Genomic DNA, 14,108 nt, shown 5'->3' on the forward strand with positions numbered 1-14,108 from the left:
ATAAAGTTTTGCGGTTTTCTTGACTGTTTCGATACAATCTCCAATACCCTTGGGTTATAGCCTTAGCATTATAAGTATTATTAATCGTGTCAAAAAAAATATGGCTAGGAATTTGCATTTGGGGCGTACATTTCTATAGGTCTGACCCCATGCGCGTCCAGACCCCATGCGCGTCCACAGCCGGAGCCACCAGAGGATGGTGAGGAAGACTAAAACAAAAAAGCCCCATTCTATATAGAATGGGGCTTGCAGTGTCTGGCGCGTAGCCTCTTTGGTTGGTTAAATCAAACCGGTGATTCTCTCACTCAGAACACTCACCAGGATGGTGAGTGCTATGTTCTTAGCGAAAAAAAACAAAGCCAGTTTAACCCCTACCAAACAAGCTTTGCGCTTATTTTTCTCGGTCATCTTAGATTGTAATCTAAATTTTACCTTTACCGAAAGTGCTATCACTGTAATTATAACTTTGTTGTCAAAAACAAATTACAGCTACCGAGTCACACCTTAACGGTGAAAAGTAAGACTCTGGAAAGCTAAGAAGTTTACTTCTAAATAGGCGTCCATGTTACTAGCATGGACGCTTTCTTTTTTCACCTCCCCGAGGTAATAGGAATATACAGTCTAGGCTCCTCCACGGTCAACGCCATTTTATGCTATGTGGTATTTACAAATTATCAACAATACAACATGTTGTGGTTTTTGGAATTTAAAGAAAAGGCAGATAAATGCTTGATCTGCCGCTAATCCTTGAGGGTTCTAGGCTAATCAAGGGCCTGATACAGGTGTATGGATCGAGACATCCTTCCCCCCTTGCGCTATAAAAAAATCGAGCTGTTAGATGAAACTGAACAACCGACCTAATTTTTAAAAAAAGCAATGCACATTTACGGTGCATAAAGCACCCTAAACGTCATTTTTTCTATGCCCCGCGTCATGCTGGGTATGCCCGCAACTCTAGAGAAGAACAGCACGCGACCGGAGACAGCCATGCAGCGCTCTCTCTCTGGTCCTATCACCCGCGTCCGTATGGATGAAGAAGGGGAGGAGAACGTCCACCGCTTTGAATTTAAAGCCAGCTCAGATGAGCCGGTGGAAATGTGGGGCAATACATTTGAGATCTTGGACCACAGCCCGGAGGCGGTCCGCCTGGATTGGCCAACTCACACACACCACTCGCCAGACTATTTGCAAAGCGTGTAAGTGCCTAAGTACGAGCCCCCTTGCTGGGTAAGCTTGCCGTGAAATGAAATGACTTTGCCCTTATTTCAAAATACTAACGCAGATGACTTGTGCTGCTCAGTGACCTTGCTATCACAAGGCCTTTGATCAAATTTATGCTTTGCGGTGTATTGAAAGAAAATTTTCGAGTCGGTCGAAGGCTTTATTCAGCGTTTCCTCATGGGGTAAAAAAACAACCCGAAAGGCATAACTGCGATCGTAATTAAAGCCAGAGCCCTGAACGAGAAGAACGTGCTCCTCTTCAAGCAGCTTGATGATAAAGTCTTCGTCGTCGTCAAAGTCAAAAAGAGACAGGTCGATTTCCGGGAAAGCATAAAGTGCCGACTGTGGATTAACACAGCTGATACCCTCTATAGCCCGCAAACGCTTTATTGTAAGGTCGCGTTGTCTTTTTAGACGGCCGCCATCGGCAGTTAATTGATAGATGCTCTGATTCCCGCCGAGAGCGGTCTGAATAGCCCATTGAGCTGGAACATTAGAGCATAAACGCATGCTGAGTAATTGAGTGAGACCATCGATATAATCTTCTGCCTGCTGTACAGGACCGCTCAGGTAAAGCCAGCCGGCACGAAAGCCACAGGCGCGGTAACTTTTTGAAAGGCCATTAAAAGTAACAACAAGAACATCATCACTCAGAATTGCCATCGGCACATGTTCGATATCATCGTAAAGGATCTTACTATAGATTTCATCACTGAAGATAATGAGCCTGTGGCGGCGGGCAATAGCGGTGATTTCCTCGAGCGTCTCTTTACTGTAAACGGCGCCGGTTGGATTATTTGGATTAATGACAACCAAGGCACGTGTACGAGCACTGATTTGTGCTTCCATGTGCTCTAAATCGGGTTGCCAATCATTCTCGGAGTCGCAGTTATAATGTACGGCTTTGCCATTGGCAATATTCACCGCAGCAGTCCACAAAGGATAATCCGGAGAGGGAATCAACACTTCTTCTTCAGGATTGAGCAAAGCTTCCATACTCATCATGATGAGCTCGGATACACCGTTGCCGAGAAAAACATGATCGATATCAACGCCTTTGATGCCAATATTTTGGGTTTCTATGACAATCGCTTCACGGGCTGCGAAGATACCTTTAGAGTCAGAATAAGCGGCGGCTTTATCCAGATTGCGGATAATGGCCATGTTCATCGTGTCGGGAACCTGGAACCCGAAAATTCCGGGGTTACCGATATTGAGCTCCAGTATATTGATACCGCGCAGTTTAAGTTGGGCGGCTTTATCGGCGACTTTACCGCGGATTTCATACTTGGCGTTATTTAAGTGTTCTGCTTTTCTGTACTTCATGTAGCCTTAACCTAAATCTGTAAGTTAGTTTTGAGAAAATATTGGGAACCCTTCTAGTTACTAGGTTAAGAGTTGTTTAACACAACCACCCAACTGATTACTAAGATGGAATTATCACTGACCAACGAAAGAATCAATGCTCAAGGCAGCTTAAATCTCACCGGATCTATACTATCCTATCACACACCACTCGCCAGACTATTTGCAAAGCGACTTTCAGCCCGCCCTGACAAGATTAGTGATGTAGACATTTTGACCACTCAAATTGGTTTGCTCTGCCAAGGGCGCACACACTACGAGGATGTTGAACTCTACAGGCGGGATGAGGCTAAGGGCTTCAGCTTGAGCATGGGGATAGAAAAAATCCCTTCTGAACCAACTCTACGGCACGGACTCGAAGCATTAGCTGGTGAGCAAAGCATGTGCAAAATCGAAGGGGTAAATCTAGCCATTTTTAAAGACCATCAGATCAGCCCACTCTCAATCAATGGTCGGTTCTACATCCCTTACGACATCGACGTCACCCCAATGGACAACACTGGTAGTAATCGTGAGAATGTGGGTAGGACGTATAAAGGCTGTGATGGCTTTGCGCCCATCATGAGTAATCTCGGGACTGAGGGCTGGCTGGCTCATCACGAATTTAGACCCGGAATCCAGCACTGCCAAAAAGGCACACCAGAATTCCTCAAACGAAATGCCCAACTCCTAAACAAACTCAACCTCAACCTCAACCTCAACCTCAACCTCAAGCATCCTGTGCTGCATCGCCTCGATGCAGGAAATGACAGCGAGGACACCCTAGAAGAGCTACGCTCAAGTGGAAACTACTTCCTCACAAAACGCAATCTTCGCCGAGAAAATAAAGTCAACTGGCTCAGTCATGCCAAATGGCTCAGGGTGAAGCTGAAAGTCCCCGAGAAGGCAAAGAAGTCTACACTGGCACCATCGAACACCTAAGGCCAGGAGGCGAGAAAAGCACGCAAGAAACACTTCCTGTAGTCTACCGAGTCACCTGCCGCAGCATTGATAAGCACGGCCAAGCCCTTCTCATACATGAGATAGAAGTTGAGAGCTACTGGACGAACCTCGGAGAACCCCCTGAGGATGTCATCGCCCTCTATCACGACCATGGCACCAGTGAGCAGTTCCACAGCGAGATCAAACAACCTCCTTCGAGCAGTGGATAACACGCTAGCTCAACACCAAGACAAATGGCCAAGCCACCTCAAGAAAAAACGCGTGAAGCAGAAACGCCGCCGAGTGGGAAGCATCATCAAAGACATCATATGCATCGCAGGGAAACTCATCAGTCACAGTGGGATAAAGCAGATGAAAATAGCCAAAGGCTGGCCTTGGTCAGAGGCGATCTCAGCGGTGCACCGCGAACTTCGAATAAGCATCTGTTAGCGAAACCCAAGAGAAACTAAGAATCAGAGTGAACAGCACAAGCGTAATGCTCAGTGATGTCAAACTGTGTCCAAAAACCTGGAAACTCAAGAAATGAGGGTGAAAGCAAGGAGTAGAAAGCCTTCGCTCCCACCCCAATGCAGCTACTTGCTAGTAATTAGCAGATTTCAATACCCCTCCAGCACTGGTATGCTGCTGAAAATACTAGCTAACGGTATCAGGTAATAGTAAGGGCGGGTCGTTAGCGACAAATACGTGCATTTCTCTTAGCCAGCAATAGACAACTGTCTTGGATGCTGTCTTATCGTTGTTAGTGAACTCTTACTAGAGTCACGATAGACCATGCGCGAGGACCAAGACTGGTAAGCATACTTAAAATCAGCTTGGTCACCGCGAATGGTGGAAAACGGGTAGAATGTTAGCGACCGAAGCGCGATTTTTTCTGAGCCTGCATTAGATAACTGTCCTGGACGCGGTCTTCACGCTGCTCAAGAATTCTTAGTAGATTACGAAATTCATTGCGCGAGGACCATGCATGGGAGGCATACTGAAACCCGGGTTGGTCATCACGAATAGCGCGTTCGAGCGTTCCACGAGTATTGCTATCTACAAGCTTGCTGTACTTAGAGAGGAATTTGTACCCTTGGGCTGTATAAAATCTCCAGCAGGCTTCATACTCGCCCTTGGCGTAGATTGAGCTCGCATCTGTCAACACTTGTTGAACAAACTGGATTGCATCCACAGTGCTGATATCTCCCTCTGGGAGCTCCATCGGATCTTCAATGATCCTTCCGATGGCATTGATTAGACCATTGAAGGCTTCCAAGTCTGTCTCCTCGATAGCTATTCCGCTGATTCGGCGATCGCCACCTTCACGTGTCAGATAAATCGGAGCGCCATGAATCGTTTTTAGTTTGTTGTACGGACGGCAATTTTCACTGACGTGTTTACCCGTGATCACGTGGCGAGAAAGGATCCCATAAATAGCTTCACGAGCATTGCCTGTGGGGTTGGCTACCAACGAGGCATAAGGTTCTGCTTTCCACGCTTCATTCACAGGAGCATAAATGGTGAACTGCGTTGAAGAGGCCACCGGCAAATCTAATCCAGTGGCTTCGAGCATCGATACAGTGGTGCTGAAGCGCTCGTCGGCACGAAGCAGATCGAGTAAGCTTGAGTCAACCGGAGGTATCACAGTGTCTACCACATGAATGATTCCGTTGGCACAAGGAATGTCGGCTTCGATGATGGCCGCGCCATCAACGATTGGACCGGCAGCGCTGATCTTGTAATTAAGCTGCTGACCAAAAGCTGACGACGGTGTCACATCCGACACACCCAGACTTAGATATCCAGGGATCCGACCTTTAGCTCTGACGCCTGTAAGAATGTGGTGCTTGATAATATCTTCAAGTCGCTCATTATTCTCAGGCTGGAAGAGGGACTCGACGAAACCCGCTGGCAATTTGCCAAATGCTTCATCTGTAGGAGCGAATGTGGTATAGAGCCCATGCATATTTTGGAAAAGCTTACCTTGACGGCTTGCTGTTATAGCCTTGGTAAAGATCGTGAAGCGACCATCCTTCTGTAGCGTCTGGAATAAATCGTCGGTATTGGGGGTTAGAACACGATCAATAAGGTAAAGGTTACCATTCGAGCATGGGATCATCTCTCCAGTAAACTTGGCTCCACTGATCGTCCCTTTCTTATAATCGACTGAGAGAAATTGGCCGGTGGACATCTGAAGGGATGCACAAGTTTCTAGACCAATGGAAGGAAGTGAACGACGCAGGACATGGAAACCGAATACCTCTTCCAATCGATCATTATTGCGGGGAGCTAAGAGAGTTTTCAGAGAATCCTTAGGGAGCTCAGCAAAGGCATTATTAGTTGGAGCGAAGACCGTTCGGCGCAAGTTGGTTTTTTCGGATAGTTGGGATCCAACTTCAGTTTTCTCCAGTAACTTGAGGAAGTTTGAGAGGTCAGCACGTTCGCGTATCACGCGACCAATCGTCTTGGCTTCAGCAGGGTCAGCGGCCTCTAGTGTTTCAAAGCTAAATACAGAGACTGTTACTAAGAGTATTTTTTTGAGTGTATGGGAATGTATTATCATCAATTAAGTATTCGCACATTGCCAAGAATTGGATTCAAGAATTTGTAATTCTGAAGTGATAGCCCAGATTTAGCATTGAGTAAGTATGTCGCAACCCCCGTGAGATTGGAAAGATGGAGTCAACTTGATCTATCAGACACAGAATTCTTGTGTTCTTGTGACCGATGGGACAATATCCACGCGCGATGCTCTCGAACACCTTACCCAAAAAGTAAATTCCTAGCAGTAGACGATGAAAAAAATCAGCTCATATGACCACATTTATATCACATTTAGACAGACAATCTTTCTTTTCTCAAGTGGAAACTACTTCCTCATAAAACGCAATCTTCGCCGAGAAAATAAAGTCAAATGGCTCAGTCATGCCATGGCTCAAGGCATTTCTATAGGTCTGACCCCATGCGCGTGGCATTTCTATAGGTCTGACCCCATGCGCGTCGCTGGACCGCGTCCACAAGGTCATTGTTTTTCAACAAAAAAGCGAATCACCAACAGTAATGAACTGATTTCTACTTCCGCCAGCCTACCGGCTGTGTCCAAGCCTGCTGATGCTGATCTTTGAACGATGGATTCGGATGGACCCGCGATGATGTCACCACGGCTCGCACATACAGTTCATCTCCCTGCAGCTGATAGGATGGCTCCAACCCAGCGACCGTTGCCAGCACTTCGCCGATCTTCTCCGGCGTCTTCTTGCGCGTCCCGATGAACTTCGTTTCATAGGTCTCCCCTTCCACTCCGGCGATTTTCAAGCGAAGGCTCCCAGCCTTGCGATCGTAGCCAAGCTCCTCGAACGTCACTCCCGAGGAGGCATAAAAATCCCCTCGCTTCATCGCCTCAACCAAGGCATTCGCCTCCAAGCTGGCAGATTTCACCATCACCCAGCCCCGTCCGGGAGAGACATTGCCCCCGTGATAGCAGTGCGAATCATCCGTCGCCAGTCCGAACATCGGGTCCGCCTCAAGCTCGGTCAGGCGGAGAGTGATGGCGATGTCCCACAATTCCTCGTCCCCTGGATGCTCCGCATTGCCGAGATGATTGATCCCGGGATGTCCGTTGTAGACTTCAAAAAACTTGGCCTCCAGGACATGCGCCAGATCATGCGCGGTCAGTCAGTAGTGGAAGTTCGGGTGGTTAATGTGGGCCAGAACCGGCTTGCCAAAAAGCTTAGCATCCACCGCGATGGCGCGGAGGTTATTGCGCATCGTCTCCACCACCGAGTCTCCGTGCTGCGCCTTGATGGGCTCGTCAATGTTGATGGCATTGATGTGGATTTGATGCCCTTCAAAACGGTCCGTGACTTCCTCGGCCTCGATGAGTAGAAACGTTCCATCCTTCTCGGCAAGCTTTTCTGGTGCCTTCACCTCCGCAGAGAGGCTGGCGGCAAAGCACATCGGAATCAGGGAAAAAAGGGTGGCGAATCTGATCTTAGCTGAGTTCATTGGTTATTAACTGCTAGGTATTTGCTTTTTGGTTGAGGTGATCGAGAGCATCGTGTTGGAGGGAGAATGGGGTAAGTGAATTAGGAATTCTAAATTTAGAATTTGTGAATTACCGCTCACAGGAAGAGTCAATGGTGGAGTTGAGTCTGTTTTGGTGAGTATCGCTTGGATTCACGTTCAATGCGTATGTAGTCCCTTTAACCGCTGCGCCAAGAGATTTTTTTAGCAGCGAGTATTTTTAAATGCAGCTGCAAACGGTGTTTATGTGGGATAGGGAATCTCATACCCGATTCCCATGCCACCGAAAGTACCGAACATCTCCTCTGGGGGCTACGAAATTCTTCAAAGTGGCCTATTAGACACACTAAATGCGCCTTGCTACAATCCAATCATTCGACGTCATTCCGACAATCTAACCGCTCAAATGGTATTAGGTGGGATTGCTATGTACTTTTGGTGGATCGAAAGCAAAAACGTATGGCGCTGGCTGAGGCTTAATCTTTAGAAAGCATCTTCGGCCACGCTTGCCAGAGCGTGGTCGCGCAGGCCTTATTGATGGCTTTCCATGAGCCGATATCGAGTTGTAAATGAACCACGGCTCCAGTCACTAAATTACGGTCTTGTCGAGGGTTGAGAATGCAGGCGAGATCGGAGAATCCTGGGTTGTGTCCAATCATCATCACGTATTCTGCAGACTCGGGGGCTTGTCGAATGAGGTGGAGCAATTGCAATAGGCCCGCATCGTAAATTTCTTCTTTATAGCAGATCTGTTCTTCGGGGATCGCTAGTTTTTCGAGCACAATAGCTGCCGTTTGTCGTGCGCGTTCCGCAGGACTAATCCAGAGTAAATCGGGCTGTAGGTTCTGATCGCTGAGGTGCTGCGCTACGATCGGCGCATCACGAAGGCCTCGGTTATTGAGCGGGCGATCGAAATCTTTTACGCCTTCATGATGCCAGGACGATTTGGCGTGGCGCATCAGGGTGAGAAATTTCATGATTTTGAGGAGATCGTTTCGGGCCAGTCCCGCACTTTTACCGGTTTGGTGGAGCAGGAAATCGATCCCATCCAGCGCCATGTGGATTTGTTCGGGTTGATCCGTTTGATGTAAGCGAGGGGAACTCATAATAGACTCCTAGACCACATTTAGACAGACAATCTTTCTTTTCTGCGCGTGGCGGTGGTTTCCAACCGCCAAGCCCAAGGCTATCAAATACGGACGAGGCGGTTAGAAACCGCCGTCACAATTCCAAGTCTCCACATCTGGCAGGTATGACTGAAGGTCATTTTCATACCAGCCAGGGGTGACGTGACAAAGGAACACAACCTTAGGAAATTAGAGGAATTAAGTTTTCTGACTGGAGGTCAGCCTCATGCAAACATGACGGTTGCTCACTCCTCACTCCTCACTCCTCACTCCTCACTCCTTCTATGCTTCATCGTCCCGGCCTAATGCCTCTTGACTATTGACCAATGACCGCCCGTTAGGGCTCCTTCATCGTCCCAGCCTAATGACCATGGACTATTGACCAATGACCGAGGCGCTAGCCTCATGTGCTGATACCAAGGTAGCTGCTGTGAATGTTGCCTAGACGAATAAGGTATAAATGCAGTAGGTATGGATAACGAGTCTGAACAGGTAATCATTGTAGGCGCTGGGGTGATAGGCCTCTGCGCGGCATGGCATTGTTTAAAAGCGGGTAAATCGGTCACCGTGATTGATCGCGATAGTGTGGATCAATCGGCAAGATCTGCTTGCTCATACGGCAATGCTGGGATGGTGGTGCCTAGTCATTTTATTCCCTTGGCCGCGCCAGGGATCATTGGCAAGGGCTTGAAATGGTTGGCAAATCCTGAAGGACCGTTTTTTATCCGCCCTCGGGCCAGTGTGGATCTGATCCGGTGGTGTAAAATTTTCACAACGCATGCGACGACTAAGCATGTGGTGGACAGCCGCGAATTACTCCGTGATCTTAATTTGGAAAGCCGTCGGTTATTTAAAGAAATGGCTGAGGAAGCTGGCGTCACTTTGACAGAACGCGGCCTGCTGATGCTTTGCCAATCCGATAGAGGGCTGGATGAGGAAGTGGAAGTCGCTGAGATGGCGAATGCGCTTGGAATCTCTGCAGAGGTCTGTGATCCAGCACGCTTAAAGGAAATTGATAAGGGGATTCAAATGGATGTCAAAGGTGGGGTCTGGTTTAAACAAGATTGCCATCTTGATCCGTCCGCATTTATGGATGGGTTGCGGGCACGAATCCTTGAGATGGGTGCTGAGGTCGTTGAAGGCACTGAGGTCACAGGCTTAAAAAATGCTGGTGGTGGCGTGGTGTCTTTGGATGGTGTGGTCGTTCCTCCGGCGAGCCAGATCGTTCTGGCCTGTGGCGCATGGACCGGTGACTTGCTGAAGTCCATTGGTAAACGGCTGCCGATGCAGGCGGGTAAAGGCTATTCACTTACTCTGGATTCTCCTCGCGAGTTGCCAGAGCTGTGTTCGATTTTATCTGAAGCGAAGGTCGCTGTTACCCCGATCAATTGCCAACTACGTTTTGCTGGAACAATGGAAATTTGCGGCAACGACCTGAGTGTGAATCCGCGACGCGTTCATGGGATCGTGCGCTCGGCGTGTCAGTATTTTCCCTCGTATGGTGAAGAAGATTTTCAAGATGTTAGACCCTGGGCTGGACTGCGCCCCTGTTCGCCGGATGGACTTCCGTACATTGGCCGAGTCTCTAGCTACTCGAATCTAACCGTCGCGACCGGCCATTCGATGATGGGAGTAAGTATGGGGCCAATGACGGGTCGACTGGTGGCCGAAATACTCGGCGCGAATGATCCAAGTTTGGATATTCATAAGCTGGATCCCATGAGGTTCAGTTAGTTTCCGTTAGTGCCCTTAGGCAGGACTTCTACACTAGGGAACAAGAAAGCGAGTTTAAGACAGAATTCACAAAATTTCGCAGAATTTTTCATAGGCTGCGCAGACCGATGACATCAAAAATATCACGGTTTACCGGAAATTGCCGTGAGCCGCTCCAGTTTCGTAGGTTAATTCTCAAAAATTCTGTTAATTCTGTCCAGCGCCGCAGGCATCAACCCAAGTTCCACCCTAGTGTAGGAGCCCTCTATTCCTGAGTAATTCTTTCTCGGTAGGACTTTGGAGTGAGGCCGGTGGTTTGTTTGAATTGCCGGCTGAATGCGGATTGATCTGAGTAACCGCAATCGAGGGCTACGGTTGAAATGGATTTTCCCGTGGCTGTTAGCATGTGGCATGCGGCATCCACACGGCTGCGTGTGATCAGTTGGCCAGATGAGATTTGATACAGCGCGCGAATCCGTTGATCGAGTTGGTAGACTGAGAGGTTCACCTTGGCTGCAAGCTCGGGGAGTCTCAGGGGTTGATCGATATTTTTTTGAATGTGCTGTAGTACTTCAGAAATGGAGGAGAGATCGTCACCTTTATCGGAAAAGTTGTTAAGATCGCGAGAAATGCCGGATACTCCTATGATGTTACGCTTACGATCGAAGATCGGCTCTTTGTATGTTAGACACCACCCTTCATGGCCATCGGGATAGAGGTGGCGTTCCAGCCGGCCATTGATGCTGCGTGCAGATTTGAGGACTTGTTGGTCTTGTGCGGCAAACGCAGTGCCGAGAGGGTCGGGAAATATTTCATCGGCTGTTTTGCCGATCATATCCTCTTTGCTGGTAGCTCCGCAGCGTTGGCAAAGTGTTTTATTCGCCACGATATAACGGCCATGGTGGTCCTTGATGAAAAAGGCAATGTCTCGAACTTGATCGAAAAGATGCTCCACCAGTAGTGGCCGATCAAGCCGTTGAAAAAAGGCTTCTCTGATGTCATGAACAGGACTCGTCATCGTGTGTGTGGGTGTGCGGATTCAGTGGCTGACTCTGCCAATTTGCACAATACCTCTATGTTAAATTGGCCTTCGTCAATGAATAATCCTGAATGCATGCAACTAAAGGTAATCGACTCCCATACAGGAGGAGAACCAACACGCACGGTGGTGGGCTGGCCTGATAATCTGGAGGGACTCGACACAGGAAGTTTGGCGCAGCGCAAACAGTATATGGCGGAGCAGTGTGACTGGATTCGTTCAGCATGTATCAACGAACCTCGTGGGCATGATGCCATGGTGGGAGCTCTGCTTTGTAAGCCGGTAAACCCAGATTGTGTGGCTGGCGTCCTATTTTTCAATAATGTAGGGTACCTGAGTAGCTGTATCCATGGCACGATCGGTTTGACCGTGACGCTGGCTCACATGGGCCGAATCACCACCGGAAAACATAAGATAGAAACTCCCATCGGTGAGGTGGTGGCAGAGCTTCATCAGGACGGTAAGGTGACGGTGACTAATGTGCCGAGCTATCGTTATCAAGCGAACGTTACGGTTGATGTGCCGGGTCACGGCTCGGTGGTTGGCGATATTGGTTGGGGTGGCAATTGGTTTTTCCTTGTGGATGGCTCACAGGTGAAATGCCCTGCAGTCAGGTCCGAAAACATCGCAAAGCTCACAGAATTTTCTGCAGCACTTTCTCATACCCTCGCTGAGCAAGGCATCACCGGTGAGGGCGGAGTGCCAGTCGATCACGTCGAGATCTTTGGCGAGCCTACACCCGGCGTCTCAGATAGCCGCAGTTTTGTGCTTTGCCCAGGATTGGCGTATGATCGATCGCCGTGTGGCACCGGGCTCAGCGCCAAGCTAGCGTGCCTTTTCGCAGACCGCCAACTCCAACCAGGCCAAATATGGCGACAGGCCAGTATACTCAACACCGTTTTCGAAGGACGCATCGAACAACTTGAAAACGGACACATCCGCCCCATTATCTCGGGCTCAGCATATGTGAACGGAGAAGCCACTCTCATCATTCAAGACCAAGACCCCTTCCGCCACGGCATCCGCCTCGACGGATAGGCCCACATCACCACTCATACAGAATCCTAGTCCACAGCAGATGCGGCCAAATAGATTCACCCTCAAGTGAACATCAGAAAACTTTTTTGACAGAATTCACAAAATTAACTGAATTTCCCCACCTCTATGTTTAGCGCGCTCTAGCTATACTGCTACGCGCCATGTTTTGGGAATTTCACTCCAGGCCATAATACTTAACGCCTAAAACGTAACACCACTAGGCGCTGAAAGGAACTCTCTCAACCTCAGAGCTCGTTCTCAATTCCACAAATCTTGATGCGCGTCAGTATACAACCTTCTCCAACGGAGAAAATCATACAAGCCTAGGGATGAAGTGGAGCGCAATCCCTAGGTTAGCCGTAAACAACCATCTGTTGGCTGAAGGCCAACTTCATGGGACACATTTACATGGGACACATTTAGACAGACAATCTTTCTCAAAACTTGAACTTGAACTTGAACTTGAACTCGAACTCGAACTCGAACTCGAACTCGAACTTGAACTTGAACTCTGAAAACTCTCAGTCTCCGCCGCAGGCGACCCACCCATCATTCTTGACAATACACCAACGAACAACATCGTTTAACATTCTATCAGTTAGGCGGATAATTTTAGCCGGTCTGTTGAGTTTGGCTGGCATGTTGAGTTGGTCAGTCTGTTGAGTTGGTCAGTCTGTTGAGTTGGTCAGTCTGTTGAGTTGGTCAGTCTGTTGAGTTGGTCAGTCTGTTGAGTTGGTCTGTTTGTCTATGCGGACTATGAGACATATGCGGACTATGAGACAGACTAATTGAGCTAAAACTCTAGAAATCCCTTCATCTATAAGGATTCCTTAAAAATGATCTTGTCCTATGGAGGACTATATCAGCTAGGTCTGTGGAGGGATGACGGGCTGAATGGCAGGCGGAAGTCCGCTGGTGAGGTCTGAGTGCTGTGAGTCAGCAGCTTTGCTGGGATTATTTTGAGCGACCGAGACGGTCGCACTACGTGGAGTGACCGGCAGGTTTCGCAGATACTGCCTATCCCCTAGCGCTCGATCTGAATACGGCTCACTTTTAGAAAAGTGTGGATTGCCTCAGATATTGTCTGTTCCCTCACCTTCATTTTTCCTGCAATCTTGCGGACTATGAGACAGACTAATTGAGCTAATTGAGCTAATTGAGCTAATTGAGCTAAAACTCTAGAAATCCCTTCATCTATAAGGATTCCTTAAAAATGATCTTGTCCTATGGAGGACTATATCAGCTAGGTCTGTGGAGGGATGACGGGCTGAATGGCAGGCGGAAGTCCGCTGGTGAGGTCTGAGTGCTGTGAGTCAGCAGCTTTGCTGGGATTATTTTGAGCGACCGAGACGGTCGCGCTACGTGGAGTGACCGGCAGATTTCGCAGATACCGCCTATCCCCTAGCGCTCGATCTGAATACGGCTCACTTTTAGAAAAGTGTGGATTGCCTCAGATATTGTCTGTTCCCTCACCTTCATTTTTCCTGCAATCTAACCGGTTTCTTCCATTCACGCTCGAGGCAAGCCCCTCCCCCGCAAATCTCTCTGCCATTGCGCATCTTAACCCCTTCCCCTGTTGACGATTGTGCCCTGTTAGAACTTCTTGTCGACCAGAAGCCCGGCTATCTGCTGCGCATACCATCGATGGAGGAAATCATTCG

General features: G+C 48.5%; 12 protein-coding genes. 6 read left to right on the plus strand and 6 right to left on the minus strand.

Going from position 1 to position 14,108, the window contains the following annotated elements:
* The first annotated feature begins 921 nt into the window (after positions 1-921).
* A complete protein-coding gene (locus BSZ32_RS06555) occupies positions 922-1,200 on the plus strand; it encodes a hypothetical protein (protein WP_105042698.1) in 279 nt (92 codons plus the stop codon).
* A gap of 132 nt (positions 1,201-1,332) precedes the next feature.
* Here the strand turns inward: BSZ32_RS06555 and BSZ32_RS06560 are convergent, their stop codons facing one another.
* Entirely contained in the window at positions 1,333-2,547 is a 1,215-nt protein-coding gene (locus BSZ32_RS06560) for a pyridoxal phosphate-dependent aminotransferase (RefSeq protein ID WP_105042699.1), read from the minus strand.
* Between the two features lie 105 nt (positions 2,548-2,652).
* Between BSZ32_RS06560 and BSZ32_RS06565 the strand changes: the two genes are divergently transcribed.
* Complete coding sequence (locus BSZ32_RS06565; protein ID WP_105042700.1) at positions 2,653-3,507, plus strand: hypothetical protein; 855 nt, start codon at positions 2,653-2,655, stop codon at positions 3,505-3,507.
* Here BSZ32_RS06565 and BSZ32_RS20565 read toward each other — a convergent pair.
* Complete coding sequence (locus BSZ32_RS20565; RefSeq protein ID WP_206018743.1) at positions 3,504-3,740, minus strand: hypothetical protein; 237 nt, start codon at positions 3,738-3,740, stop codon at positions 3,504-3,506. The two genes, BSZ32_RS06565 and BSZ32_RS20565, sit on opposite strands and share 4 nt — an antisense overlap.
* Here BSZ32_RS20565 and BSZ32_RS06575 point away from each other — a divergent pair.
* Entirely contained in the window at positions 3,730-3,957 is a 228-nt protein-coding gene (locus tag BSZ32_RS06575) for a hypothetical protein (protein WP_105042702.1), read from the plus strand. The genes BSZ32_RS20565 and BSZ32_RS06575 overlap by 11 nt on opposite strands.
* A gap of 418 nt (positions 3,958-4,375) precedes the next feature.
* On the opposite strand, the gene BSZ32_RS06580 is transcribed toward BSZ32_RS06575, so the two are convergent.
* The gene (locus tag BSZ32_RS06580; RefSeq protein ID WP_105042703.1) at positions 4,376-6,070 is read right to left on the minus strand and encodes a fasciclin domain-containing protein; all 1,695 of its coding nucleotides are present in this window, start codon (positions 6,068-6,070) and stop codon (positions 4,376-4,378) included.
* A 509-nt stretch (positions 6,071-6,579) separates the two neighbouring features.
* A complete protein-coding gene (locus BSZ32_RS06585; protein ID WP_129589630.1) occupies positions 6,580-6,948 on the minus strand; it encodes a hypothetical protein in 369 nt (122 codons plus the stop codon).
* A 33-nt stretch (positions 6,949-6,981) separates the two neighbouring features.
* On the opposite strand from BSZ32_RS06585, the gene BSZ32_RS18310 reads away from it, so the two are divergent.
* Positions 6,982-7,392, plus strand: coding sequence for a hypothetical protein (locus tag BSZ32_RS18310; RefSeq protein ID WP_129589631.1), 411 nt, complete (start codon positions 6,982-6,984; stop codon positions 7,390-7,392).
* Positions 7,393-8,006: 614 nt separating this feature from the next.
* Here BSZ32_RS18310 and BSZ32_RS06595 read toward each other — a convergent pair.
* A complete protein-coding gene (locus BSZ32_RS06595) occupies positions 8,007-8,636 on the minus strand; it encodes a SixA phosphatase family protein (protein ID WP_105042706.1) in 630 nt (209 codons plus the stop codon).
* A gap of 492 nt (positions 8,637-9,128) precedes the next feature.
* Between BSZ32_RS06595 and BSZ32_RS06600 the strand changes: the two genes are divergently transcribed.
* Positions 9,129-10,391 (plus strand): NAD(P)/FAD-dependent oxidoreductase, encoded by a 1,263-nt coding sequence (locus BSZ32_RS06600; RefSeq protein WP_105042707.1) that lies wholly within the window; start codon positions 9,129-9,131, stop codon positions 10,389-10,391.
* A gap of 244 nt (positions 10,392-10,635) precedes the next feature.
* Here the strand turns inward: BSZ32_RS06600 and BSZ32_RS06605 are convergent, their stop codons facing one another.
* Positions 10,636-11,388 (minus strand): AraC family transcriptional regulator, encoded by a 753-nt coding sequence (locus tag BSZ32_RS06605; RefSeq protein WP_105042708.1) that lies wholly within the window; start codon positions 11,386-11,388, stop codon positions 10,636-10,638.
* Between the two features lie 96 nt (positions 11,389-11,484).
* Between BSZ32_RS06605 and BSZ32_RS06610 the strand changes: the two genes are divergently transcribed.
* The gene (locus tag BSZ32_RS06610) at positions 11,485-12,447 is read left to right on the plus strand and encodes a proline racemase family protein (protein ID WP_105042709.1); all 963 of its coding nucleotides are present in this window, start codon (positions 11,485-11,487) and stop codon (positions 12,445-12,447) included.
* The last annotated feature ends 1,661 nt before the right edge of the window (positions 12,448-14,108 follow it).

Origin of the sequence: Rubritalea profundi, from assembly GCF_002954445.1 — a bacterium.
Taxonomy (GTDB): domain Bacteria; phylum Verrucomicrobiota; class Verrucomicrobiia; order Verrucomicrobiales; family Akkermansiaceae; genus Rubritalea; species Rubritalea profundi.